The organism is Streptomyces sp. HNM0574, from assembly GCF_012726235.1.
GTDB lineage: Bacteria > Actinomycetota > Actinomycetes > Streptomycetales > Streptomycetaceae > Streptomyces.
In genome coordinates this window covers 82,109-107,408 of record NZ_JAASAH010000011.1, presented here as the reverse complement: position 1 = coordinate 107,408, position 25,300 = coordinate 82,109, and the positions used below count along the sequence as shown (strand labels likewise).

Annotated in this window: 21 protein-coding genes; 9 read left to right on the top strand and 12 right to left on the bottom strand. The window is 74.6% G+C overall.

Annotated elements, in window-relative coordinates:
* Position 1 precedes the first annotated feature (1 nt).
* From mdlC to HCC30_RS19295, 4 genes are read right to left on the bottom strand one after another with little or no spacing between them, the layout of a single operon-like run.
* Positions 2 to 1,663 carry a benzoylformate decarboxylase gene (gene mdlC / locus HCC30_RS19310; protein WP_169443847.1) on the bottom strand — a complete coding sequence of 554 codons (1,662 nt, stop codon included), beginning with the start codon at positions 1,661 to 1,663 and terminating at the stop codon, positions 2 to 4.
* Positions 1,660 to 2,472, bottom strand: a complete 813-nt coding sequence (locus HCC30_RS19305; RefSeq protein WP_346776698.1) for an ABC transporter permease subunit — start codon at positions 2,470 to 2,472, stop codon at positions 1,660 to 1,662. The genes mdlC and HCC30_RS19305 overlap by 4 nt, the downstream gene beginning before the upstream one ends.
* A complete protein-coding gene (locus HCC30_RS19300) occupies positions 2,469 to 3,293 on the bottom strand; it encodes an ABC transporter permease subunit (protein WP_346776697.1) in 825 nt (274 codons plus the stop codon). The genes HCC30_RS19305 and HCC30_RS19300 overlap by 4 nt, the downstream gene beginning before the upstream one ends.
* Positions 3,290 to 4,249, bottom strand: a complete 960-nt coding sequence (locus HCC30_RS19295; RefSeq protein ID WP_169443846.1) for an ABC transporter substrate-binding protein — start codon at positions 4,247 to 4,249, stop codon at positions 3,290 to 3,292. Before HCC30_RS19295 ends, HCC30_RS19300 begins: the two co-directional genes overlap by 4 nt.
* Positions 4,250 to 4,475: 226 nt before the next feature.
* Between HCC30_RS19295 and HCC30_RS19290 the strand changes: the two genes are divergently transcribed.
* The 4 genes from HCC30_RS19290 (at position 4,476) to HCC30_RS19275 (ending at position 8,996) form a co-directional block, all read left to right on the top strand.
* The gene (locus tag HCC30_RS19290) at positions 4,476 to 5,585 is read left to right on the top strand and encodes an LLM class flavin-dependent oxidoreductase (RefSeq protein ID WP_169443948.1); all 1,110 of its coding nucleotides are present in this window, start codon (positions 4,476 to 4,478) and stop codon (positions 5,583 to 5,585) included.
* Positions 5,582 to 6,238 carry an FMN reductase gene (locus tag HCC30_RS19285; RefSeq protein ID WP_169443845.1) on the top strand — a complete coding sequence of 219 codons (657 nt, stop codon included), beginning with the start codon at positions 5,582 to 5,584 and terminating at the stop codon, positions 6,236 to 6,238. The genes HCC30_RS19290 and HCC30_RS19285 overlap by 4 nt, the downstream gene beginning before the upstream one ends.
* 212 nt (positions 6,239 to 6,450) lie before the next feature.
* On the top strand, positions 6,451 to 6,762 hold the full coding sequence (locus tag HCC30_RS19280; RefSeq protein WP_169443844.1) for a hypothetical protein: 312 nt from the start codon (positions 6,451 to 6,453) through the stop codon (positions 6,760 to 6,762).
* Between the two features lie 137 nt (positions 6,763 to 6,899).
* Positions 6,900 to 8,996, top strand: coding sequence for a neutral/alkaline ceramidase (locus tag HCC30_RS19275; RefSeq protein ID WP_169443843.1), 2,097 nt, complete (start codon positions 6,900 to 6,902; stop codon positions 8,994 to 8,996).
* Positions 8,997 to 9,072: 76 nt separating this feature from the next.
* Here HCC30_RS19275 and HCC30_RS19270 read toward each other — a convergent pair whose 3' ends face one another.
* The gene (locus HCC30_RS19270) at positions 9,073 to 10,317 is read right to left on the bottom strand and encodes an acetyl-CoA C-acetyltransferase (protein ID WP_169443842.1); all 1,245 of its coding nucleotides are present in this window, start codon (positions 10,315 to 10,317) and stop codon (positions 9,073 to 9,075) included.
* 110 nt (positions 10,318 to 10,427) lie between these two features.
* Complete coding sequence (locus HCC30_RS19265; protein WP_169443841.1) at positions 10,428 to 11,366, bottom strand: LysR family transcriptional regulator; 939 nt, start codon at positions 11,364 to 11,366, stop codon at positions 10,428 to 10,430.
* Between the two features lie 128 nt (positions 11,367 to 11,494).
* Between HCC30_RS19265 and HCC30_RS19260 the strand changes: the two genes are divergently transcribed.
* Together HCC30_RS19260 and HCC30_RS19255 are read left to right on the top strand one after the other, a co-directional pair.
* On the top strand, positions 11,495 to 12,655 hold the full coding sequence (locus HCC30_RS19260; RefSeq protein ID WP_169443840.1) for an acyl-CoA dehydrogenase family protein: 1,161 nt from the start codon (positions 11,495 to 11,497) through the stop codon (positions 12,653 to 12,655).
* 145 nt (positions 12,656 to 12,800) lie between these two features.
* The gene (locus HCC30_RS19255; protein ID WP_346776696.1) at positions 12,801 to 13,616 is read left to right on the top strand and encodes an SAM-dependent methyltransferase; all 816 of its coding nucleotides are present in this window, start codon (positions 12,801 to 12,803) and stop codon (positions 13,614 to 13,616) included.
* 207 nt (positions 13,617 to 13,823) lie between these two features.
* On the opposite strand, the gene HCC30_RS19250 is transcribed toward HCC30_RS19255, so the two are convergent.
* On the bottom strand, positions 13,824 to 15,008 hold the full coding sequence (locus tag HCC30_RS19250; protein WP_169443839.1) for an MBL fold metallo-hydrolase: 1,185 nt from the start codon (positions 15,006 to 15,008) through the stop codon (positions 13,824 to 13,826).
* Between the two features lie 367 nt (positions 15,009 to 15,375).
* On the opposite strand from HCC30_RS19250, the gene HCC30_RS19245 reads away from it, so the two are divergent.
* Entirely contained in the window at positions 15,376 to 15,960 is a 585-nt protein-coding gene (locus HCC30_RS19245) for an adenosylcobinamide amidohydrolase (RefSeq protein WP_169443946.1), read from the top strand.
* A 19-nt stretch (positions 15,961 to 15,979) separates the two neighbouring features.
* Here the strand turns inward: HCC30_RS19245 and HCC30_RS19240 are convergent, their stop codons facing one another.
* Both HCC30_RS19240 and HCC30_RS19235 read right to left on the bottom strand, forming a co-directional pair.
* Positions 15,980 to 16,588, bottom strand: coding sequence for a dioxygenase (locus tag HCC30_RS19240; RefSeq protein WP_346776708.1), 609 nt, complete (start codon positions 16,586 to 16,588; stop codon positions 15,980 to 15,982).
* Positions 16,589 to 16,809: 221 nt separating this feature from the next.
* Entirely contained in the window at positions 16,810 to 17,715 is a 906-nt protein-coding gene (locus HCC30_RS19235) for an AraC family transcriptional regulator (protein ID WP_169443837.1), read from the bottom strand.
* Positions 17,716 to 17,991: 276 nt separating this feature from the next.
* Between HCC30_RS19235 and HCC30_RS29025 the strand changes: the two genes are divergently transcribed.
* Complete coding sequence (locus HCC30_RS29025) at positions 17,992 to 20,844, top strand: SpaA isopeptide-forming pilin-related protein (RefSeq protein ID WP_206324039.1); 2,853 nt, start codon at positions 17,992 to 17,994, stop codon at positions 20,842 to 20,844.
* Between the two features lie 152 nt (positions 20,845 to 20,996).
* The gene (locus HCC30_RS19225; RefSeq protein ID WP_169443835.1) at positions 20,997 to 21,716 is read left to right on the top strand and encodes a L,D-transpeptidase family protein; all 720 of its coding nucleotides are present in this window, start codon (positions 20,997 to 20,999) and stop codon (positions 21,714 to 21,716) included.
* Between the two features lie 64 nt (positions 21,717 to 21,780).
* On the opposite strand, the gene HCC30_RS19220 is transcribed toward HCC30_RS19225, so the two are convergent.
* The 3 genes from HCC30_RS19220 to HCC30_RS19210 form a co-directional block, all read right to left on the bottom strand.
* Positions 21,781 to 22,698: a serine hydrolase gene (locus HCC30_RS19220; RefSeq protein ID WP_240979733.1), complete on the bottom strand. Its 918-nt coding sequence runs from the start codon at positions 22,696 to 22,698 to the stop codon at positions 21,781 to 21,783.
* A 202-nt stretch (positions 22,699 to 22,900) separates the two neighbouring features.
* Positions 22,901 to 23,596: an alpha-ketoglutarate-dependent dioxygenase AlkB gene (locus HCC30_RS19215; RefSeq protein WP_169443833.1), complete on the bottom strand. Its 696-nt coding sequence runs from the start codon at positions 23,594 to 23,596 to the stop codon at positions 22,901 to 22,903.
* Between the two features lie 38 nt (positions 23,597 to 23,634).
* Positions 23,635 to 25,029: an NADP-dependent succinic semialdehyde dehydrogenase gene (locus tag HCC30_RS19210; RefSeq protein ID WP_169443832.1), complete on the bottom strand. Its 1,395-nt coding sequence runs from the start codon at positions 25,027 to 25,029 to the stop codon at positions 23,635 to 23,637.
* Between the last annotated feature and the right edge of the window lie 271 nt (positions 25,030 to 25,300).

Sequence of the window (25,300 nt, the reverse complement as noted above, 5' to 3'; positions counted from 1 at the left end):
GTCAGCCCTCCCGCGCCGGATAGGCCGCCGAGGCGTCCCGCTCGTCGTCCTGGACGCGGACGTGCAGCAGCGCCGGGCCGCCGCCGTCCGGCTCCAGCGCGGCGGCGAGCGCGTCCGCGAGCCCCTCGGCCCGGTCCGTGTACGCGGCGGGGCAGCCCAGCGAGCGGGCGAGCGCCGCGAAGTCGATGCCGCCGACGTCCGTCCCCGGCACCCGCGCCACCCCGGCCCGCGCCCCCAACTGCCGTACGGCGGCGTACCCCTGGTTGTCCAGCAGCAGGAACGTGACCGGGGCGCCGAGCCGGGCCGCGGTCCACAGCGCCTGCACCGAGTACATCGCCGAACCGTCCCCGACGACGCACACCACCCGCCGCACCGCGGACCCGTCCTCCTCCGCCGAGGCGAGGGCGCGGCCGACCGCCAGCGGGAGGCCCCAGCCGAGCGCGCCGGTGCCGGTGGTCAGGTAGCCGCCGGGGGCGGTGACGGGCAGCCGGGTGTGCAGCGCCTCCTTGTGGCTCGGCGCCTCCTCGACCAGCACCGCGTCCCGGGGCAGCCGCTCGCGCAGCAGGTCCAGCAGCCGCGCCGCCGTCGCGGGGCCCGACTCCGGCGCGGGGCGGGGGCCTTCGGGGCTGCCGGGCAGCGGGCGCGGGGCCGGCGCGGTCCTGGTGGCGGGGGCGACCAGGGCGTTCAGCGCGCGGACGGCCGGGCCGAGCGCGGTCAGCACGCTGGTGCCGTGCGGCAGCCAGGCCGCGTCCTCCGCCGAGCAGTCGAGGTGGAACAGCTCCGTCCCCGGGTGCAGATGGGGCCCGTCGGCCCGTACGTGGTAGCGGAACACGGGGGCGCCGAGCGCGAGGACGAGGTCGTGGCCGCCCAGCCGGTCGGCGAGCTGACCGGGGACCGGCGGCAGGAAGCCCTGGAACAGCGGATGGTCCTCGGGGAACCCGGACCGGCACGACATCGGGCTGAACCAGACGGCGGCGCGGGTCCGTTCGGCCAGCTCCACGACCTCGTCCGTGACCCGCTCGTCGTCCACGCCCGGGCCGACGACCAGCGCCGGACGCGCGCACTCCGCCAGCCGCTCCGCCAGCCGGGACAGCGACCCGGCGCCCGCGGTGAACCCGTCGTCCACGGCGCGCGGCGGCACCGGCGCGGCCGCGCGGTCCCAGTCGTCCTCGGGCACCGACAGCAGCACCGGGCCGCGCGGGCGGGTCGTCGCCACCCGGTGCGCCTCGGCCAGCGCGGCCGGCACGTCCTCGGCGCGGGCGGGCTGGCGGCTCCACTTCACGTACGGGCGGGGCAGCTGCTCGGGCTCGTCGGCGTGCAGGAAGGGCCGCAGCGGCAGCAGTTCGCGGGACTGCTGGCCGGAGACGATCACCACGGGGACGCGGTCCCGGTACGCGTCGTACACCGCGCCCATGGCGTGCCCGACCCCGGCCGCCGAGTGCAGCAGCGCCAGGGCCGCGCGGCCGGTCCCCAGCGCGTGCCCCGCGGCCATGGCCACCACGACGGACTCCTGGAGGCCCAGCACGTAGCGGAACTCCTCCGGCCAGTCGCGGAAGAACGCGGCCTCCGTCGATCCCGGATTGCCGAAGACCGTCGTCATGCCCGTGCTCCGGCACAGGCCGAACACGGCGTCGCGGACGGTCGGTCGGGTTCCCCCGGTCATGGGGCACCTCCGTTGCTGGTTCCGGTACGGGTACGCGGGACGACGCGGTGCTCGACGGCGAGCAGCAGCGTGTTCAGCAGGTAGCCGAGCACCCCGAGCAGCACGATCGCGGCCCAGACGGTGAGCAGGTCGGAACGGGTCTGCGCGTCCGTCAGCTGGAAGCCGATGCCGTTCGCCGAACCGGGCAGCAGCTCGGAGAAGACCATCAGGATCAGCGCCAGCGACAGGCTCAGCCGCAGCCCGGCGAAGATCCGCGGCAGCGCGGCCGGGAGCAGCAGCAGCCACAGCCGCTGCGCGCGCGAGAGCCGCAGCACCACCGCCGTCTCCTGGTACGCCGGGTCCACGCCCCGCGCGCCCTCGGCGGTGTTGATCAGCACGGGCCAGACGGCGCTGAAGACGATCGAGGCCAGCTGCATCGGCGTCCCGAAGTCGAACAGCACCACGAACACCGGCACCAGCGCCGGCGGCGGCACCGCGCGGGCGAACTGGAGCACCGGATCGCACAGCGCGTACGCCGTCGCCGAACGCCCCAGGGCGAGCCCGGCGACGATCCCGGCCAGGGCGGCGAGGGCGAAGCCGAGGGCCATCCGGCCGAGACTGGGCAGCAGGTTCCCTACGGCGGTGTCCGTGAGGAACACGTGCCCGGCGGGGCCGGAGAACCACAGCCCGTAGGCGTGCGCCACGATCCGGGACGGCGGCGGGAAGAACACGCTCCCCTCGCCCCGCGCCGCCACCTCCCAGAGCAGCACGGCCAGCGCGGGCACACCCCAGCGCAGCGCCCGGTCCCGCAGCACCCGCGGCCCGGTCACGCCGCCGCCCCGGCCGTGCGGGCGCGGTGTTCCGGGGCCCAGGGGAAGAGGCGGCGTTCGGCCGCGACCAGCGCCGTGTTGATCGCGAGCCCGGCGGCGCCCGCCCAGACCACACCGGCGAGCACGTCCACCGTCCCGTCGGTGGCGTTCCCCGCCTGCGCGATGAAGGTGCCCAGGCCCTCCCCGAAGCCCGCCAGGATCTCGGTGGCCACCGCGAGGACCAGCGCCGTCCCGGCGGCGATCCTGACCCCGGCGGCGATGAACGGGGCGGTGGCCGGCAGCGCGGCCCGGAGCAGCACCTGGAACCTGTCGAAGCCGAAGGCCCGCAGCGTCTCGCGGGCCGCCGGGTCGACCTCGCCGAGCCCGTACACCGTGTTGAACAGCACCGGCCAGACGGACGCGTAGGTGATCAGCGTGACCTCGGTGGCCGTGCCCGAGCCGAGCAGCAGCGAGACCAGCGGGATCAGCGCCACCGAGGGCACCGGCCGCAGGAACTCGACGAGGGCGCGCGCCGCCGTCGCGGCCGCGGGCACACTGCCGAGCAGCAGCCCCGCCGGGACGGCGAGCCCGACCGCCAGCCCCAGTCCCGAGGCCCAGGCCCGCGCGGTGGCCAGCAGCCCGTCCAGGAACAGCGGATCGGCGGCCAGCCCGGCGGCGCGGGCCAGCACCTCGGTGACGGGCGGCAGGTCCTCGCGCCGTACGAGCCCGGCCCGGCCGAGCGCCTCGCAGACCCCGAGCGTGACCAGCACCCCGAGACCGCCGAGCAGCACCGTCCGCGCCCGGCCGGAACGTGCCGTGCCCGGCGGCCCGTGCCGGCTCACCGGCCGGGGGAGTGGACGAGGGAGGCCGCGTCGGCCTTCCGCTTCAGCAGCCCCTGCTCCGTCATCAGGTCGGCCAGCCGCTGGAGCCGGGCCGTGCTGGTGGTCCGCGGATAGCCGGGCAGCGTGATCCGCCGGGCCTCCTCGGGCTTGATCCGCGCGTACCCGGGCAGCACCTGCTCCACCGCGCCCCGGTCCTTCGCGGCGATCGCCTGGGCCGCGCGGACGGCGCGCTGGAAGGCGGCGGCGGTCCTCGGGTTGCGCTGCGTGAACTCCTCGGTCGTGACGTACCCGCTGATCGGCAGGCCCTCGGCCGGGGCGGCGCCGCCGTCGACGACCGTGCGGGCGCCGAGGTCGCGCTTGACCTCGCTGAGGAACGGCTCGGCCAGGTGCGCCGCGTCCACCTGGCCCTTCTCCAGCGCGACGCCCATCTGCGGGAAGGGGATCTGCCGGTACTCGGGGCCCTTCGCGCCCTTGCCGTCCTGCCCCTCCCGGAGGATGTGGTCGAGGGTGAGGGACTGGATGTTGTTGAGGACGTTCACCGAGACGTTCTTCCCGGCGAGGTCCCGCGCGTCCTTGATCCGCGAGCCGCGGGGGACGACGACGTCCATCATGTGCGGGGAGAGCGTCGCACCCTCCGCGAGCACCCGCGGTGCGAGGGTGCCCTTCTCCCCGGCCTGGAGGAACGTCACGTAGTTCGCCGAGGAGATCACGTCGACCTGCCCCTTCGCGAGCGCCGGGAGGGCCTGGATGCTCTGCTGCACGGGCTGGATGCGGACCTTCAGCCCTTCCTTCTCGAAGAGCCCGCGCCGCTGGGCGATGTGCAGCGCCGCGCCGTCGGTCAGCGGCAGACCGGCCACGGTGACGGTGCTCTTCTCCAGGCCGCCCTTGTTCTCCTGCCGCCCGCTCCCGCCGCAGGCGGTCAGGAGCAGCGCGGAGACGACTGCGGATGCGGTCAATCGTAAGGACACCAGGGGCAGTTGGGGCCACATGTCCGTGACGATACGGCGCTCCGGGCGGAGTGACCAGCTCCCGTTGTGCAGATCGCGCGCCGGATCCCGGAAGCGGTACGTGGCCCTCCGTTCACCCTCGGGAACAGGGGCCGGGGGTGGGGGAATACCCGCCGGGCGGGTACGGTTGGCCCGGATGTAGTTGAATGATGAACAACCTCGACAGGTGAGTGCCATGCAGTTCGGGATCTTCAGCGTCGGCGATGTCACGACGGACCCCACCACCGGCAGGACCCCGACGGAGCACGAGCGGATCAAGGCGATGGTCGCCATCGCGCTCAAGGCGGAGGAGGTCGGCCTCGACGTCTTCGCGACCGGCGAGCACCACAACCCGCCCTTCGTCCCGTCCTCGCCGACGACCATGCTCGGGCACATCGCGGCACGCACGGAGCGGCTGCTGCTGTCCACCTCGACGACCCTGATCACCACCAACGACCCGGTGAAGATCGCCGAGGACTTCGCGATGCTCCAGCACCTGGCCGACGGCCGGGTCGACCTGATGATGGGACGCGGCAACACCGGCCCCGTCTATCCCTGGTTCGGGCAGGACATCCGGCAGGGCATCCCGCTGGCCATCGAGAACTACGCGCTGCTGCACGAGCTGTGGCGGAAGGACGTGGTCGACTGGAAGGGCCGCTTCCGCACGCCGCTGTCCGGCTTCACCGCCACCCCGCGCCCGCTCGACGGCGTACCCCCGTTCGTCTGGCACGGCTCCATCCGCAGCCCGGAGATCGCCGAACAGGCCGCCTACTACGGTGACGGCTTCTTCGCCAACAACATCTTCTGGCCCCGCGAGCACTTCGTGCGGCTGATCCGGATGTACCGCGAGCGCTACGCCCACTACGGGCACGGCACCCCGGAGCAGGCGGTCGTCGGCCTCGGCGGCCAGGTGTTCATGCGGAAGAACTCCCAGGACGCCGTCCGCGAGTTCCGGCCGTACTTCGACAACGCGCCGGTGTACGGACACGGGCCCTCGCTGGAGGAGTTCACCGAGCAGACGCCGCTGACCGTCGGCAGCCCGCAGGAGGTCATCGAGAAGACCCTCGGCTTCCGCGACAGCTTCGGCGACTATCAGCGCCAGCTGTTCCTGATGGACCACGCGGGGCTCCCGCTGAAGACCGTCCTGGAGCAGCTCGACATCCTCGGCGAGGAGGTCGTGCCGGTGCTGCGCCGCGAGTTCGCCAAGGGACGGCCCGCCGAGGTGCCGGACGGGCCGACGCACGCCTCGCTGCTGGCCCGTCGCGAGGCCGGGGACACCAACGACCAGGAGAGGACGCAGGCATGAAGAACCCGAAGCTCGTCGTCGTCTCGGCCGGGCTGAGCGAGCCCTCGTCCACCCGGCTGCTCGCCGACCGCCTCGCCGAGGCCACGTCCCGCGATCTGGCCGCCGGGGCGCGCCCCGCCGCCGAGGCGCGCGTCGTCGAACTGCGGGACCTCGCCACGGAGATCGCGCACAACATGGTCACCGGCTTCCCCGGCGCCGCGCTGCGCGAGGCGCTGGAGGCGGTGGCCGGGGCGGACGGCGTCATCGCGGTCACGCCCGTCTTCAGCGCCTCCTACAGCGGGCTGTTCAAGTCGTTCTTCGACGTCCTGGGCAACCTCGACAACACGGCGCTGCACGGCAAGCCCGTCCTCGCGGCGGCCACCGGCGGCACGGCCCGGCACTCGCTGGCGCTGGAGCACGCGCTGCGCCCGCTCTTCGCCTACCTGCGCGCGGTGGTCGTCCCGACCGCCGTCTACGCGGCCCCGGAGGACTGGGGTGCCGGCGGCGACGGGCGGACGGACGGCCTCGGTGAACGTATCGACCGCGCCGCCGGCGAACTGGCCGCCCTGATCGCGGGTACGACGGCGGCCGGCGAGGAAGCCGCCGGGGCGGACGGCGAGTTCGCGGACGTCGTCCCGTTCGCCGACCAGCTCGCGGCGCTGCGGGTGGACTGAGCGCACGTACCGCTGCCGCGCCCGGGGCGTGCGGAGGGCCAACCTCCGTGCGCCCCGGGCGCTTTCGTGTGCCCGCGCCCGCGTCCGTCGTGGGCCGATCGGGCGAAAGCGGCGTTACGGTGCAACCCGGGACGGTGTTCGTGATGTGGGAGCAGCCGGAAGCCGGTGGCCGCACGGGCCGCCGGTCCGGTCGGTGAGGAGGCGAGAGCGTCATGGAGCACGAGTTCCGGGAGTCAGGGAAGGGCGGCGCGCGGCCCGGGCTGCGCGCCGCGGACCGTCACCTGTTACTGCTGCAGGCGAAGTTGACCGAGATCGGCGTCCCGCCCGCCCAGGGCGACCGGCTCGCGCTGCGTCGGCTCTCCGAGCTGGACGACGGCGCGGTGGACGCCGTCGTCCGCTGGCTGGCGCACGCCGCGGCCGGTGCCGAGGCCTTCGCCCGCCTCGCCGGGCGCGAGGCGCCGTCCCCCGAGGCCGAGGCCTCCGCCCCCGAACCGGCCCCCGATCCCCGCCTGTTGGCCTGGTGAGACGCGGACGGGTCGCCACTCCGGTGTGCGGCGATGTTTTTGTGCGATCTTGCGCCGACGCATTGCCAGGGGGTGCCCGGGCTGAGAGCCTCTCCTCGCCTTACCTGGAGTAACCCCGAGGGGAGCGCGTCCGAACGATGTCCCACGACCACAGCCGCCGGAAGGTTCTGCGCACGGGAGCCGGTGCCGCGCTCGCCGCCGGAGTGACGGCCGCCGCGTCCCCGGCGCAGGCCGCGTCCCCCGCACCCGCCGCATCCGAAGCGCCCCGGGCCCGCTACCTCGTGGGCCGGGGCGTCGCCGACGCCACCGGCGAGATCGCCGAGGTCGGCATGATGGGGTACGGGCGGACGGACCAGCAGGCCGAGGGCCTGCACACCCGGCTGCGGGCCCGCGCGTTCGTCATCGCCGACCCGGAGCGGGCCGGGCGCGGGGGAGCGGCGGACGAGCGGGTGCTGCTGGTGATCGTCGACTCCCCGATGATCTTCGAGAGCGTGCACCAGGAGGTGCTCCGGCGCCTGGACGAGCGCTACGGCGGCCTCTACACCGAGCAGAACGTCATGATCGCCGGAACGCACACCCACGCGGGCCCCGGCGGCTACTCGCACCACCTGCTCTACAACATCACCACCCTCGGCTTCCACCGGGCGACCTTCGACGCCGTCGCCGAGGGCATCACCGAGGCAGCCGTCCGCGCCCACGAGGACCTGGCCCCCTCCGAACTCGTCCTCACCCACGGCACCTTGCACGGCGCCAGCGTCAACCGCTCCCGCGAGGCGTTCGCGCGCAACCCGGCCGACATCCGCTCCCACTTCCCCGACGCCGTCGACCCCCAGACGACGCTGCTGCGCGTCGAACGCGACGGCCGCCCCGTGGGCGCCGTCAACTGGTTCGCCACCCACGGCACCAGCATGTCCGGCGACAACCGGCTGATCAGCGCCGACAACAAGGGCTACGCCGCCTACCACTGGGAGCGCGAGACCGAGGGCGGCGACTACCTCACCGGCGGGGGCTCCGGAATCGGCTTCGTGGCCGCCTTCGCGCAGACCAACGCGGGCGACATGTCCCCCAACCTGGAGCTCCAGCCGCCCACCACCCCGGCCGACTTCGAGGCCACCCGGGAGAACGGGCTGCGCCAGTACGAGGCCGCCGCCCGCCAGCTCGCGCGGCGCGGCACCCGGATGGGCGGCGGGGTCGCCTCGCGGCTGGTGCGCGTCGACCTCTCCGAGGTCACCGTCGAGCCCGAGTTCACCGGCGACGGGCGGCGGCACCGCACGTCCAAGCCCGCCGTGGGCGCGGCGATGGCGGCGGGCAGCCTGGAGGACGGGCCCGCCTTCCCCGGCTTCGACGAGGGCGACAACCCCTTCTGGGACGCGGTGTCCGACTCCGTCCTGTACCAGGCCTCGCCCGAACTCCGCGAGGCGCAGGCCCCGAAGGGGATCTTCGCGCCGGTCGGCGAGATGAACCGGATCTACCCCTGGGTGCAGGAGATCGTCCCCGTCCAGCTGATGCGCATCGGCGGCCTGTACCTGATCGGCATCCCGGGCGAGGTCACCATCGGGGCCGGGCTGCGGCTGCGGCGGACCGTCGCGGAGGCCGTGGGTGCCGAGCTGGAGGACGTCCTCGTCGCCGGGTACGCCAACTCCTACTTCCACTACGTGACCACGCCCGAGGAGTACGACGCGCAGCACTACGAGGGCGGCAGCACCCTCTTCGGCCGCTGGCAGCTCCCCGCGCTCCAGCAGACCGCCGACCGGCTCGCCCGCGCCCTGCGCGACGGGCGCACCCTGCCGCCAGGACCCGCCTCGCCCGACCTCTCGGACAAGGCGCTGTCGCTCCAGCCCGGGGTGGTGCACGACGCGCCGGGCGCCGGACGGGAGTTCGGCGAGGTGCTGACCCAGCCGCGGGCCGCCTACCGCGCGGGCGACCGGGTACGCGCGGTGTTCTGCGGCGCCCACCCGGGCAACGACCTGCACCGGGGCGGCACCTTCCTGCGCGTCGAGCGGCGGCGGCCCGGCGGCGGCTGGCGCACGGTCGCCGACGACGGCGACTGGTCCACCGCCTTCCGCTGGTCCCGCGAGGGCGTCGCGGCCTCCCAGGTCACCGTGACCTGGGACGTGCCCCGCGACGCCGAGCCCGGCACCTACCGCGTCCGGTACTTCGGCGACGCGAAGCCCCTCGCCGGTGCCGCCCGGCCGGTCCGGGGCACCACCCGCACCTTCCGCGTCCGCGGCTGAGACGCCGGAACGCGCGGGCCCGGCAGGGGAGTTGCCGCCGGGCCCGCGCCTCGTACCCGCGCCTCGTACCCGCGCCTCAGACCCGCGCGAAGACCGCCGCCAGGCCCTGGCCGCCGCCGATGCACATGGTCTCCAGCCCGTACCGGGCGCCGGAGCGGCGCATCTCGTGGGCCAGGGTGGCGAGGATGCGCGCGCCGGTGGCGCCGACGGGGTGGCCCAGCGAGATGCCCGAGCCGTTGACGTTGATCCGCTGCTCGTGGTCGGTCTCCGTCAGGCCCAACTCCCGGGTGCAGGCGAGGACCTGGGCGGCGAACGCCTCGTTCAGCTCGATCAGGTCCAGATCCGCCAGCGACAGCCCGGCGCGCTCCAGCGCCAGCCGGGTCGAGGCCACCGGGCCCAGGCCCATGGTCGCCGCCGGAACACCGGCCCGCGCGAACGAGACCAGCCGCACCAGCGGCGTCAGGCCCAGCCGCTCGGCCGTGGCGGCGCTGGTGACCAGGCAGGCGGCGGCCGCGTCGTTCTGCCCGCTGGCGTTGCCCGCGGTGACCGTCGCCTCCGGGTCCTGCTTGCCCATCACCGGGCGCAGCCCGGCCAGTTGGGCCGCGGTGGTCTCCGGGCGCGGGTGCTCGTCGGCCGTGACCGTGATGTCGCCGGCGTCGCCCTTCCGGCCCGGCACGGTGACGGGCACGATCTCGTCCGCGTACCGGCCCTCCGCGACGGCGCGGCCGGCGCGGGCCTGCGAGCGGAGCGCCAGCGCGTCCTGCTCGTCCCGGCCGATGCCGTACGCGCGGCGCAGGTTCTCGGCCGTCTCGATCATGCCGCCGGGTACCGGGTGGTGCGCGCCGCCCGCCGTGACCCGGCCGCGCGCCAGCGCGTCGTGCAGCTGGAGCCCCGGGCCCTTGATGCCCCACCGGCCCTCGTGCGTGTAGTACGGCGCGGCGCTCATCACGTCCACCCCGCCCGCGACGACGACCTCGCTGAAACCGGCCCGGATCTGCATCGCCGCGTCCAGCACCGCCTGGAGCCCCGAGCCGCAGCGCCGGTCGATCTGGCTGCCGGTGACCGTCACCGGCAGCCCCGCGTCCAGCGCGGCGACCCGGCCGATCGCCGGCGCCTCGGCGCTCGGGTACGCGTGGCCGAGGATCACCTCGTCGACCCGCTCGCCCGCGATCCCGGCCCGCGCGACCACCTCGCCGACCACCCGCGCCGCCAGCTCCGCCGGCCGCAGCCCGGCGAACGCGCCGCCGAACCTCCCGATCGGGGTGCGCAGCGGGGCGCTGACGACGACGTCGGACGGTGCGGTGAGGGGCGACGCGGACATGGGCGACCTTTCCGGATGCGAACGGGGAACCGGCTACGGCTGACGAGCCTTCCACCGGCGCCGGGACCGGTCCAATACCCGATCCCCCTCGGACCGAGACGAGATCCGTCTCAATCCGGCGGACGCCTCAACTCCGCCGCCGCGGAAGGCCCTTCGGCCCCCGGCGTCGGCAGGCAGTCCGCGGCGACGTCCAGCACGCTGCGCAGCGCTGCCGAGGGGTTGTCGCGCCGCCAGGCCAGCGCCGCCTGGAGCACCACGGGCGGCCCCGCCAGCGGCCGGTAGACCAGGCCCGTCTGCTGGATGTGCATGCAGGACGTCAGTGTCAGCGTGACGCCCACGCCCATCGCCACCAGGGCCAGGATCGTGTACGAGTCCGGCGCCTCCTGCACGATCCGCGGCCGGTGCCCGGCCGCCTCGCACGCCTGGAGGCCGATGTCGCGCAGGCTCGACCCGGTGTTCGCGGGAAAGGTCACGAACGGCTCGTCCGCCAGGTCCGCCACGGCGATCCGCTCCTGCCGCGCCAGCCGGTGGTCGGCCGGCAGCGCGCACACCATCTCCTCCTCGCCGATCACCCGCGTCTCCACCCCGGGCTGCGCCACGGGCAGCCGGACGAAGCCGAGGTCGAGCGAGCCGTCCGCCACCCGGGACAGCGCCCGGTTGGCGTACGTCTGGCCGCGCATCACCAGCTCGATGCCCGGGTGCGCGGCCCGCACCGCGCGCGTCAGCCGGGGCAGCGCCGTATGGCTGGACGCGCCCGCGAAGCCGACCCGCACCCGCCCGTACTCGCCGCGCCCGGCGGCCCGCACCACCCGGGTCGCGATGTCCAGGTCCTCCAGGACGGTGCGTACCGGCGCGAGGAACGCCTCGCCCGCGCTGGTGAGCCGCACCGAGCGGGTGCTCCGCTCGAAGAGCGGCACCCCCAGCTCCTTCTCCAGCTGCCGGATCTGCTGGCTCAGCGGCGGCTGCGCCATCTGCAGCCGCTTCGCGGCCCGGCCGAAGTGCAGCTCCTCGGCGACCGCCACGAAGGAGGTCAGATGGCGGAGTTCCACGCGTTTCCCCTCCGCTGCCACCGACTCATCGCTGCCACGTCTCAAAGCGACCTTAGTTCGGTATTGGACCCCGATCAATGCCGCTGGCAGCGTGAGCGGGAACAGCAGAGGGAACGGGAGAACACCCCATGGACCCACGGGACTTCGGCCTCACCGACACCCAGCGCGACATCCGCGCGACCGCTGCCGCCTTCGTCGACAGCGAGATCGTCCCGCACGTCCGCGAGTGGGACCGGGCCGAACGCGTCGACCCCGGCATCGTGCCCCGCCTCGCCCGGCTCGGCTTCCTCGGCCTGATGATCCCCGAGGAGTACGGCGGCGTGGACACGGACATGCTCGGCTACACCCTCGTCACCGAGGAGCTGGGACGCGGCGACTCCTCCGTGCGCGGCATCGTCTCCGTCTCCCTCGGCCTCGTCACCAAGACGATCGCCGCGCACGGCACCGACGCGCAGAAGGCGGAGTGGATACCCCGGCTGGTGCGCGGCGAGGCGCTCGGCTGCTTCGCGCTGACCGAGCCGGGCACCGGCTCCGACGCCGCCTCCGTCACCACCAGGGCCCGGCGCGACGGTGGCGACTGGATTCTCGACGGCACCAAGATGTTCATCACCAACGGCACCCTCGCCTCCGTCGCCCTCACCTTCGCGCGCACCGGCGACGACGGCCTCACCGCCTTCCTCGTCCCCACCTCCGCCCCCGGCTTCACCGCCACCGAGATCCACGGCAAGCTCGGCCTCCGCGGCCAGGCCACCGCCGAACTCACCCTGGACGGCGTCCGCGTGCCCGACTCGGCCCGGCTCGGCGAGGCCGGCCGCGGGCTCGGCATCGCCCTCGGGGCGCTCTCCCGCGGCCGGATCTCCGTCGCCGCCGGCGCGGTCGGCCTCGCCCAGGCCGCACTCGACGCGGCCGTGCGGTACTCCACCGAGCGCGAGCAGTTCGGCAGGCCCGTCGCCTCCTTCCAGCTCGTCCAGGAACTCCTCGCCGACGCCGCCGTCGACACCAGGGCCGCCCGGCTGCTCACCCGCCAGGCCGCGCTGACGGCCGACGCGGGCGCGACGCCGAAGGAGTACGCGACGGAGGCGTCCGTCGCCAAGTACCACGCGAGCGAGACCGCCGTGCGGGTCAGCAACAACTGCCTCCAGGTGTTCGGGGGTTACGGCTTCATCGACGAGTACCCCGTCGGCAAGTACCTCCGCGACGCCCGCGTCCTCACCCTGTACGAGGGCACCAGCCAGGTGCAGAAGCTCCTCATCGGCCGCCACCTCACCGGTGTGGACGCCATGGCCTGAACCGCGACCACGCACGCCCAAGTACCGGCGTCCGTGCGGCGGTTCACCCACCCCCGAGGGCGAAGGAGGCGCCCGTACGGTGCCGGGGAGCGCCGATCGGTGAGAGGCTGCCGGGAGATCCCCGCGTGATGGAGACGACGAGACCGTGACTTCACAGCCGCCGATACCGCCGATCGACACCAGCAGACCGCACTCGGCCCGCGTCTACGACTACTGGCTGAACGGCAAGAACAACTACGAGGCCGACGCGGTCGCCGCCGAACGCGTCGCCCGCATCTGGCCCGGGGTGAAGCTCGGCGCCCAGCTCAACCGGGCCTTCATGCGCCGCGCCACCCGCTGGCTCGCCGCCGAGGCCGGCGTACGGCAGTTCCTCGACATCGGCACGGGCATACCCACCGAGCCCAACCTGCACCAGGTCGCCCAGTCCGTCGCCCCCGATTCCCGGGTGGTGTACGCGGACAACGACCCGATCGTGCTCCAGTACGCGCAGGCGCTGCTCACCAGCAGCCTGGAGGGCCGCACCGCGTACGTCCACGCCGACGTCACCGAGCCCGAACAGCTCCTGGAATCCCCCGAGTTGCGCGAGACGCTCGACCTCGGACGCCCCGTCGCGCTGTCCATGATCGCGCTGCTGCACTTCCTCACCGACGAGCGCGGCGCCTACGACCTGGTGCGGCGGCTGCTGGACCCGCTGCCCTCCGGCAGCTACCTCGTCCTCACCCACGCCACCGCCGACTTCGACCCCGACCTGCTCACGCGGGTCTCCGAGGCGTACCAGTCGACCGTCACGGAGGGGCAGATCCGCTCCAACACCGAGGTCGCCCGCTTCTTCGAGGGCCTCGAACTCCTGGACCCGGGCCTCGTCGTCTGCCACCGCTGGCGCCCCGACCCGTCAGAACCCCAGCCGGACATCACGGACGCGGAGCTGTCGGTCTACGCGGGGGTGGCGCGCAAGCCGTGACGGTTTCGGCACGGGGTTCGCGCAGTTCCCCGCGCCCCTTTTCGGGGTCACCCCGCGCTTGGGAGAACTGCGCCAAGGCGCAGGGCTGGCAAGCGCAGCGCCCGCCCCGGCGCGGGGTGCGCAATGCCGTCACCGGGCCGCCCCGTACGCCGTGGCTTGTCGCGCAGTTCCCCGCGCCCCTTAACGGGGCGCACCTCCCCGCGCCCCTTACGGGGCCGGGGAGCGTTCGTCGGTGGTGGCTGCTTCGCCTGCCGCTTCGGCGCCCGTGGCGAGCGTCTCGCCGAGGCCCGCGCCGCCGGTGCCCTTCGAGGCGCTCCCCGGCACGGTGCACTCGCGCCACCAGGGGTGGACCGGAAGCTCCCGCTGCGCCGGCTCGAAGCTGCCGCCCGGCACCGGCGCCGCCACCCGCACGCCCGCCTCCCCGGCGGCCGCCAGCGTCCGCTCGCCCGGCTCGCCCCACGGGTGCGGCGCCAGGTTGAACGTCCCCCAGTGGATGGGCAGCAGGGCGCTGTCCGCGCGGGTCAGGTCGAGGTGGGCGCGCAGCCCCTCCTCCGGCGTCATGTGGATGTCCGGCCAGAACTCGCTGTACGCGCCGATCTGGATCATCGTCGCGTCGAACGGCCCGTACTGTTCGCCGATGTCGGCGAAGCCGGGGAAGTACCCGGTGTCGCCGCTGTGGAAGACCCGGTGCTCGGGGCCCGTCACCGTCCACGAGGCCCACAGGGTGCGCTGCCGGTTGCGGATGCCGCGCCCGCAGAAGTGCCGCGCCGGGGTCGCCGTCAGCGTCAGCCCCGCGACGTCCACCGACTCGTACCAGTCGAGCTCCGTGAAGCGGTCCCCGGGGACGCCCCACCGCTCCAGGTGCGCGCCCACGCCCAGCGGCACCGCGAAGAACGTGCCGCTCCCGGCGAGCGCGCGGACCGTCGGCAGGTCGAGGTGGTCGTAGTGGTCGTGCGAGATCACCACGGCGTCGACGGGGCCGAGCTGCCGCAGCGGCAGCGGCGGCCGGTGCATCCGGCGCGGCCCGACGAAGCTGAACGGCGAGCAGCGCATCCCCCAGACCGGGTCGAACAGCACCCGCCGCCCGTCGATCTCGGCGAGCACCGTCGAGTGCCCGAACCAGGTCAGCCGCAGCCCCGACGAGGGCGGCACCGACAGGTCGGGACGGCGTACGGGGATCTCGCCCGCGGGCCTGCGCCCCGCGCGGCGGAGCAGGGCGCGGGCCATCGCGCCCCGGGTGCCGGTGGGCGCCGGTGCGTCGGGCGCCGGCTCGGGGTTGCGGAAGCGTCCGGCGGCCCGGTCGTAGTGCGGTGACCGTTCGATCCTGGCCAGCCGGGCGCCCGAGGGTTCCGCGCCGAAGGACAGGGGGCGTGCGCCGCGCGAAGCGCTCATGTGATCTCCCGTTCTGCCGATGACTCTTCCGGAACGCCTGCCGGGCGGCGGATGTTCCGGCCGCCGGGGAGCGGATCCTCGCCCTCCGGCCCCCGGATAGGGTGACTCGGCGGCCCTTCCCCGGCCGGCCGCACCCGTACCACCCGCGCGGCCCGTTCCACCCGGATCCACCCGTCCCGGACGCCCGGCCCCGGGCCCACGGGACCGCCCGCCGCCCGCCCGTCGAAGGAGCCCTGTGACCCTCGCCGCGTCCGCCGGAACCGCCGGTCCGCCCGTCCCGCAGGTGGAACTGCTGGCGCCCGCCGGGCGCGGCACGGCGGGCGAGCACCGCGGGGCGCTGCTGTGGCGGGCCGGGCCCGGCTGGCGGATGGTCAGCAGCGCCGTGCTCGGCGGCGGGCTGGGGGAGCGGGCTTGGGTGCTCAACCTCCAGGTCCCGCCCGGGTACGGGCGCACCGACCCGGTCGCGCACCTGCGCGAGGTCGCCGGTGCCGCGGGCGCCGAGGGCCCCGGCGTCGGCCTGATGACGGCGGCCGAGGTCGCGGCGTACGGCGAGGCGGACGACGAAGGGGTACGGGCCCGGGTCACCGCCGGGGTCGGCGTCACCTGCTGGGCGGCGGCGCCGGGCGTCGGCGGGCGGACGGTGCCCCCGCCCGGGACGGTCAACATCCTCGTCGCCGTGCCCGTGCCGCTGACCGACGCGGCGCTGGTCAACGCCGTGGCCACGGCCACCGAGGCGAAGACGCAGGCCCTGCTGGAGAGCGGCCTGGACTGCTCCGGCACCCCCACCGACGCGGTGTGCGTCGCCGCGCGCACCGAGCACGACGGAGGCGCCGCCGCCGAGAGCTTCGCGGGCCCGCGCTCCCTGTGGGGCGCGCGCCTGGCCCGCGCCGTGCACACCGCGACGCTGCGCAGCCTGGCCCCCGCCGCCGGGACCGGGCCGCCCCGGAACTGACGGGGCGGCCCGGCGCGGTTCAGCGTGCGGAACCGGCCTCCAGGACGAAGTCGAACGTGGCCTCCTTGCCGCCGTCCGCGTCCCGGACGTTCATCAGCAGCGCCGGATCGAAGATCGTGTCCGTCTCGTTCCGCGGCTCGCCGGGGAAGTACAGCTGCGTCGTCAGCACCCGCTCGCCCGGCGCCTGTGCCTTGACGTGCAGGTGCCGCGTCCGGCCCGGGTAGAGCCCCGGCAGCACCGTCGTCAGCGTGAACGCGCCGTCCTGGCCGGTGAACTGGTGCCCCCGGTACCGGAATCCGGTGTTGTCGTAGGCGCCCTGGGTGTCGGCCTGCCAGAAGTCCAGCAGCACCTCGGGCAGCGGCCGGCAGCCGGTGCCGAACACGTAGCCGGTGACGGTGAGCAGCACGCCGCCGCCCGGGTCGCCCTGCTCCAGCAGGGAGGAACGCTCGGGCGAGTCGGGCTTGAAGTACGGGCCCTCGGTCTGCGGCGGCGTCGGGTCGTCACCGTCGTCGCAGGCCGGCGTCGGGGCCAGGGTCCGCCCCGCGGCGGCCTGTTCGCGGGCCAGCGCCGGTACGCCGCCGCCCAGCAGCACGGCGGCCGGGACCACGGCGGCGGCAGCGCGCAGCACCGTCTTCCGGCTGACGCCGCGCCGGGAGGGCGCCTCGTGCCCCGCGCCCTCGGCGGCGGGGCGGTCCGTACGGTCTCTCGGATGGTCCTGCACAGCGGTCTCCTCGGGAGGTTCGGGAAGCCTGCCCCGAGCGGCCGCGCGCGGCGGCAGCCCGGAGCAACGGGCCGCGTGGCGCGGCCCGTTCGGCGCGGCGGACAGGGGAGTGCCGCGCCCGACCGACGCTAGGAAGCGTCCACCGGCCGGTCGATGGACGGACTGCGGTGACCGTGGTGAATCCCTCCGGTACGCCCGCCCGCAGCCTCCCGGAACGCGCCGGGCGTCAGCCCCGTCTCCCGCCGGAAGAAGCGGCAGAAGTACGCCGGGTCGGCGAAGCCCAGCTCCCGCGCGACCCGCCCCACCGGCAGCCCCGTACCGGCCAGCAGCCGCTTGGCCTCCAGCACCTGCGTCTCGCGGATCAGCTGCGCCGGGGTCCGGCCCGTCGTGCCCTTCACCACCTCGTGCAGATAGCTGACCGAGACGCCCAGTTCGGCCGCCCAGGACCGCACCGAGTTCCGGGCCGCGCCGCCGGGCAGTGTCAGCAGCCGCGCGAACTCCCGGGCCAGCGCCGCCGCCCGCCCGGGCCGCGCCGCCGCACCGCCCGCCGGGGTACGGGCCCGGCTCGCGCGGACGCACAGGATGTGCAGGTACGCCTGGAGCACCGAGGCCGCCGCCTCCCCGTGCTCCTCCGACTCGCGCCGCATCTGCGTCAGCACCGAGGCGGTCTCCGCCGCGGCCCGGTCGTCGAGCCGGGGCGGGGGCTGTTCGCCGAGGACGCGCAGCAGTTCGCGGTCGCCCGGGTGCGCCATCAGGAACACGTCGTCGAACAGCACCACCCAGCCCTGGAGCCCGCTGACGTCCTCCCAGTGGTGCACCTGGCCCGGGGTGATCACGCACAGGTGCGGCGGGCGCAGCGGGCGGCGGCACAGGTCGACGACGTGGGCGCCGCGCCCGCCGGTGACGAAGGCGATCTCGTAGAAGGTGTGCCGGTGCGGGAACGCGGCCCGGGACAGCGGCCCGATCGTGTCGAACGTCCCTATCGCGAACGGCAGCCGGTGCGGCTCCGGTACGTCGAGACGGTGCAGCGGCATCGTTCCCCGGACCCTGACCACCGAGCCCACCCGTCCTTCCGGCCTCCACGCCCCCGTCCGTCACCGCCACCACTACCCGCGGCCCCGCGCCCGGAAGCCCGACGCGGGACGGGAGGCGCGCGGGGCGTACGCCGGACGGACCGACCGCCGGGGTCGTACGGGTGGAGCTCGCGGGCCGGTCGGTGGCGTACCCCGGCCTCGCGCGGAGCGCTGTCCATGCTGGGCCGGTCGACAGCGCGGACACCCGTCCGTGTCACCCGCACCACCGAGGACAGCATGGACAACACAGCCGTCGTACCCCCGAAGCGGGGCAGGAAGAGACTCCTGCGCTGCGCCCTCGCGTTCCTCTGCGCCCCCGTGCTGACCTGGGGCGTCGCCGTACCGGCAGCCCAGGCGGCCCCGCTGCCCGGCGGCCTGGGCCCCTGCCTCCCCGGCAACTGCCCCGACCCGTACCCGCCCGTCAACAACGGCGCCTTCGCCGGACGGGACGCCAACATCAACATCTTCACGGGCGGGGACTTCCGCGTCCGCGAGCGGGCGGCCGAGGCCGAGGGCAAGGTCGTCTCGCTCGGCGACTTCGACATGAACAAGTCAGCGGGCGGCAGCCAGGTCTACAACGTCGGGATCGTGGGCGTCGGTTCGCGGGTGCCGCCGCCCGACGGCTCGGACTTCCTCACCACCGGCGGCGGCGTCTCCGTGGCGCCCGGGCAGCGGCTCCTCGCCGAGGGCGGCGTCGTCCGGCACGCCGGGCCCGCCTCCGGCACCATCGTCGACCGCCCCGTGCAGGACCCGGAAGCGGCCGAGCCCTACCGGAAGCTGCGCGGCGAACTCGTCGACGCCAGCCACTGCTACGCGCAGGGCGACACCGGCACCCGCCCGGCCACCGGCACCGCCGTCAACAACGGCTACGAGACCGTCTTCACCGGGGACGGCAGCTCCTCGCTCCAGGTCTTCAACGTCGACTTCGACCTGCAGAGCGCGAGCGGCGGGCAGCAGGGCATCCGGTTCGCGAACATCCCGGCGGACGCCACCGTCCTGGTCAACATGACCGGCGAGGCCCGCACGATCAACACCTACAGCGGCCAGCTCGACGACAGCGACCCGTTCAACCAGCTCCGCGAGCGGCTGCTGTGGAACTTCCCCGACGCGTCCCGGATCGGCCTGATCGGCACCGGCCAGTTCCAGGGCAGCGTCCTCGCGGGCAACCCCCAGTCCGAGATGACGGTGACCCTGCCGGGCACCAACGGCCGTCTCTACACGGCCGGTTCGCTCACCCACACCAGCGCGGCCTCCGGGAGCGGCGGCCAGGAGATCCACGCCTACCCGTTCGACGGCGACCTGCCGGACTGCGCCGAGCCCGCGCCCCAGTCCGGCGTGCTCACCGTCGAGAAGCAGGACTCCGAGGACCAGGTGCCGCTGCCCGGCGCCGAGTTCCAGCTCTGGCGGGAGACGAACGGCGTCGACGGTCTCCAGACCGGCGGCGAGAACCCGGACGCCACCGTCGGCGAGCCCTGCACCACCGGCGCCGAGGGCACCTGCGAGCAGTCCGTCACCGAACCCGGCACCTACTACTGGCAGGAGACGGCCGCGCCCGAGGGCTACGACCTGCCCGAGAACCCGGTGGTCGGCCCCGTCGAGGTGACCGCGGAGAACATCTCGCAGGGCAGCCGGGTCGAGGCGGACAACACCAGGTCGGCCGAGCCGGACAACACCGTCCGGGTCGAGAAGCGGGACGCGGAGGACGGCAGCCCGCTGCCCGGCGCCGAGTTCCAGCTCTGGCGGGAGACCAACGGCACCGCCGGTCTCCAGACCGGCGGCGAGAACCCGGACACCGCCGTCGGCGACCGCTGCACCACCGACGGTGAGGGCGTCTGCGCCGAGACCGTCACCTCGACCGGCACCTACTACTGGGAGGAGACCGCCGTCCCCGAGGGCTACGAGATGCCCGCCGACACGGTGATCGGCCCCGTCGAGGTCACCGAGCCCGGACAGACGTACGAGGTCACGGCCGACAACCAGAAGACGCCGGAGCCGGGGCCCGACCCCGACCCTGACCCCGACCCCAACAACGAGGACGGCCCGCTCCGGATCGACAAGCGGGACGGGGAGAGCGGGGCCCGGCTGCCGGGCGCCGAGTTCCAGCTGTGGCGGGAGACGAACGGCGTCGAGGGTCTCCAGACCGGCGGCGGGAACCCCGACACCACGGTCGGCGAGCCGTGCACCACGGGAGCGCTCGGCCGCTGCGAGCGCACCGTCTCGGAGCCGGGCGCGTACTACTGGCAGGAGACGGCCGCGCCCGAGGGGTACGACCTGCCGGAGAACACGGTGACCGGCCCCGTCGAGGTGACGGCGGAGAACATCGGGCGCGGGCAGACCTCCGAGGCCGACAACGCCAGGTCCCAGGACCCGGACAGCACCGTCCGCGTCGAGAAGCGGGACAAGGAGAGCGGGGCCCGGCTGCCGGGTGCCGAGTTCCAGCTGTGGCGGGAGACCAACGGCACCGCCGGTCTCCAGACCGGCGGCGAGAACCCGGACACGGCCGTCGGCGGGCCCTGCACGACCGGCGGCCGCGGCGTCTGCGAGGAGACGGTCACCTCGACCGGCACCTACTACTGGGAGGAGACGGCCGCACCCGACGGGTACGAGCTGCCCCGCGACACCGTGACCGGACCCGTCGAGGTCACCGAGCCCGGGCAGACGTACCGGGTCACGGCCGACAACCGGAAGGCCCCCGAGCCGGGCCCCGGGCCCGACCCCAAGGGCGACATCCGACTCGACAAGACCGACCGGAAGAACGGGGAGCCGCTGCCCGGCGCCGTCTTCCAGCTGTGGCGGGAGACCAACGGCACCGCCGGTCTCCAGACCGGCGGCGGCGACCCCGACACCCGCACCGGCAGCGCCTGCGCCACCGACGACAAGGGCCGGTGCTCCTTCGACGAACTGCCGCTCGGCACCTACTACCTGGAGGAGACCGCTGTCCCCGAGGGCTACGAGCTGCCCGCCGACCCGGTGAGCGGCCCGTACGAACTCACCGCCGGCAACGCCGGGAAGGGCCTCACCGTGCCGCTGGAGAACACCCGCGGCGAGCCCGGAAAGGGTGAGGGCAAGGGCGACAACGGCGGCAAGTGACCCCGGAACCAGGGGACTTGCCCGACGAACGCCGGGGCCCGCGCGGCGACGCCACACCCGCGCGGGCCCCGGCCCCCCCACCGGGCCGCCCGGCCCGGCACACACCGGACCAGCCATCACGGGAACACCAGCCAGACGAGGGGACGATGGGTATGCGAGGCACCACCTACCGCCGCCGGATCGCGGTGGCAGCCGTCACCACGGCGCTGCTGACCGGCACGCTCCACTCCGTTTCCGCGCAGGCCGCTCCCGCCGGGCCGCGCGCGGACCGCCCGGCCGCGTGCACGGCCCCGACCGGGCCGTACCAGCGGCAGCTGGAGCGCTACCTCCAACTGCCCGTCGACGGGCGCCAGTCCACCGAGGACTGCGAGGCCGTCCGCGACTTCCAGCGGCAGAACGGCATCCGCCCGGCCGACGGCCAGGCCACGCTGGGCACCTACCGGATCAGCGTCGTCCTCACGGCACGGAAGAACCCCAACGCGGCGGGCAAGTGCCCCGTCCGCTCCTACCGGGTCACCTGCGTCGACATGGACCGGCAGGTGCTGTGGGTGCAGAAGGGCGAGCGCGTCCTCGTCCCGCCGGTGCCGATCAGGACCGGACGGGAGGCGGAGGAGACCCGGCGCGGCATGCACACGATCTCCTGGCGCAGCCGCGACCACCACTCCACGCTCTACGACAACGCCCCCATGCCCTACGCCCAGTTCTTCGACGGCGGGCAGGCCCTGCACGGGCACCCGGGCGACCTGTACGACGGCGGCGGCTCGGCGGGCTGCGTCAACCTGCGCATGCCCGACGCCAAGCGGCTGTGGGACCTGCTCGACGAGGGCGACCACGTCTACGTCTGGGGCACCAAGCCGGGCACCGGCGCCTGACCACCCGCACGAGGCCCCGCCCCCGCATGCGCCAGGGGGCGGGGCCTCGTCGTGTGCCCGTCCCTCAGACGCGGGAGAAGGCCCAGTTCAGGACCTTGGTGGCGTCCGAGGTGCGGGCGGCGCTGTTGAGCAGGGTGCCGGAGACGGTGTGGCCGTTCCGCGTCGCGGCGAAGACCAGGCAGGCACCGGCCTTGGTGCCGGTACCGGTCTTGATGCCGATCATGCCCTGGTAGGTGGCGAGCATCTTGTTGGTGTTGTACCAGGTGTACGTACGGCCGTTGGTCGCCTTCTGCACGGCCTTCTGCGCGCCCACCACCTTGCGGATGTTCTTGCTGCCGAGCGCGTAGTGCGCCAGCGTCGTCATGTCCCGCGCGGTGGAGCGGTTGCCGCCGGACCGGGAGATGCCGTCGAAGGTGTCGAACCGCGTGTTCTTCATGCCGAGTTGGCGGGCCTTGGCGTTCATCTTCGCGATGAACGAGGCGGTGCGCTCGGCGTTGGTGCGGCCCTCGCCGAAGGTGTCGGCGAGCGCGTACGCGGCGTCGCAGCCCGAGGGCAGCATCAGCGCGTACAGCAGCTGGCGGGCCGAGAGCTTGTCGCCGGTCTTCAGATCGGCGGTGCTGGCGCCGTTCCGCGCGACGTAGTCGCGGTACGCCTGCTTGACGGTGATCTTCCGGTCGAGGTCGACGCCCTTGGTGCTGACGACCACGGCGGCCGTCATCACCTTCGTGGTGCTGGCCATCTCGCGCGGGGTGTCCGCGTCCTTGCTCCACATCCGCTTGCCCGCGTCGTCGTTCAGCACGAAGGCGCTCTTGGCCTTGATCCCGGAGGGGCCGGCCGCGGCGGGGGCCTGCTGAGCGGTCCCGGGCGCCCGGTCCGTCGTGGGTGTCCGGGCCGCCTGGGCCGGAGTGACCAGGGGCCCCGCGGCGAGGACGGCTCCCGTCACCACTGTGGCGGCGGCCGTTCTTCGGCGGGGGTGCGGCAGTCTGCTGACCGGGTTCACGTGAGGCTCCGTCATATGTCCGAAGAGATGGGGGAATTCGGCGATTCCCGCCCGCCGCCTCGGCGCGGGGGCACCCGGAACGACCACCGGCCCCGCGCGAAGGTTGTGCCCCGGCGCCCGTGCGCGGGAGCACGGAGGACGCGGACCGGCCACCCGCGCGCCCCCTCTGCGCCGGGACGCCGGGTCAGTCCGTCAGCCCCGTGACCCGGAGCGTCAGGTTCAGCCGGCCCCCGGCCAGGCCCGTCGCGGGGTCGCCGGTGCCGGGACGTACCCGGGGCACCCCGTGGAAGGCGAAGCGGGACGGGCCGCCGAAGACGAACAGGTCGCCCGAGGCGAGTTCGACGTCCGTGTACGGCCGGCCCCGGGTCTCGGTGTTGCCGAAGCGGAAGACGCAGGTGTCGCCGATGCTCAGCGAGACCACGGGAGCGGCCGAGCGCTCCTCCCGGTCCTGGTGCATCCCCATCCGCGCCTGCGCGTCATAGAAGTTGACCAGCGCGGTGTCCGGTGCGTACGCCCCGGCCCCCGGCACCTCGGGGAGGCGCTCCCCGTACGCGTCGGCCACCGCGCGGCGGCCCAGGTCCGCGAGCCAGTCCGGCAGCGGCGCGACGGGGCGGCCGTTCACGTCGTCGGCGGTGCGGGTGTAGGCGTACGGCTTCCAGTGCCAGCCCAGGCAGACCGTCCGCACGGACATCACGCCGCCGCGCGGCAGCCGCGTGTGCCGCATCGGTACCGGGCCCGTCGCCCAGGCGCGGCAGGCGGTCACCAGCTCGCGCTGCCCCTCGGCGGACAGCCAGTCCGGTACGTGCACCGCGCCGGGCGCGATCTCGGACCGCCGCCGCCCCTCTCCGGGGAACAGGGGCGGCGTCGTCCCGCCCTCCATCGCTCACACCTCTCGCGGGTCTCCTGCCGGGGCGCGGCTCACTCCTCGCCGTGCCACACCGTAGTCGGGTTGCAGAACTCGCGGATGCCGTGCCCGGCGAGCTCGCGCCCGTAGCCGGAGCGCTTCACGCCGCCGAAGGGCAGCGCGGGGTGCGAGGCCGTCATCCCGTTGAAGAAGACGCCGCCCGCCTGGAGTTCGCCGGCCAGCCGCTCCTGCTCGTCCGGGTCCCGGGTCCACGCGTTCGAACTCAGCCCGAACGGGGTGTCGTTGGCCGTCTCCAGCGCCTCGTCCAGGCTCTCCACGCGGTACAGCGAGGCGACCGGTCCGAACGCCTCCTCGCGGTGGATGCGCATGTCATCGGTGATCTCGGCGAGGACGGTCGGCTCGTAGAACCAGCCCCGGTCGAAGCCCGCCGGACGGCGGCCCCCGCACAGCGCCTCGGCGCCCCGCCGGATCGCGTCGTCGACGAGCTCCTCCACGTCCCAGCGGCCCTGCTCGCTGGAGAGCGGCCCGACGTCGGTGGTCTCCTCCATCGGGTCGCCGACCCGCAGCGAGGCCATCCGTTCGGTGAACCGCGCCGCGAACGTCTCGTAGACGTCGGCGTGCACGATGAACCGCTTGGCCGCGATGCACGACTGCCCGTTGTTCTGCACCCGGGCCGTCACCGCGGTGCGGACGGCGCGGTCCAGGTCGGCCGAGGGCAGCACCAGGAACGGGTCGCTGCCGCCCAGCTCCAGCACCGTCTTCTTCACCTCGTCCCCTGCGACGGAGGCCACCGACCGGCCCGCGTGCTCGCTGCCGGTCAGCGTCGCGGCAGCCACCCTGGGGTCCCGCAGGATGCCCTCGATCTCGCCTGAGCCGACCAGCAGCGTCTGGAAACAGCCCTCCGGATACCCGGCCCTGCGGAACAGCTCCTCCAGGTACAGCGCGGTCTGCGGCACGTTCGAGGCGTGCTTCAGCAGGCCCGTGTTGCCCGCCATCAGCGCGGGCGCCGCGAAGCGGATCACCTGCCACAGCGGGAAGTTCCACGGCATGACGGCCAGCACCGTCCCCAGCGGGCGGTAGCGGACGTAGGCCCGGGTCGCGCCGGAGTCCTCCACGTCGGCCTCGGCCGGGTGCTCGTTCGCCAGCAGCGTCGCCGCGTGCCGCGCGTACCAGCGCATCGTCTTCACGCACTTCGCCGCCTCGGCACGGGCCGCCGCCAGCGGCTTGCCCATCTCGGTCGTCATCATCCGCGCGACCGGGCCGCTCTCCTCCTCCAGCAGCGCCGCCGCCCGGTTCAGCAGCTCGGCGCGGTGGGTGAAGGTGGTGTGCCGCCAGGCGGCGGACGCCTGCTCGGCGCGGACCAGCCGTTCCTCGATCTCGCCCCCGTTGAGCGGCTCGAAGGTCCTGAGCGTCTCGCCCGTCGCCGGGTTCACGGTGGCGATGGCCATGCGGACCGCCTCCTCGCACGTGGTCGGTTCCCGGAACGGGGAACCCGCGGCCTCACGGTTCCCCAGTCTCGTCCAGCGCCGGTACCCCCGCACCCGCTTCGCACACGCCCCGCGCCGGGGACGTGTGCGAGGCCGCCGCACGGGTACGCGAGCCCGTCCGTCCGGGCCGTGCCGCCCGCGCGGGAGCGGCCCGGGAGCCGTACCGCGTGCGGTGGCGGGTGGGCGGCGGCACCGTGGAGGGACGACAGACCCACCACGGGCACGACCCGCA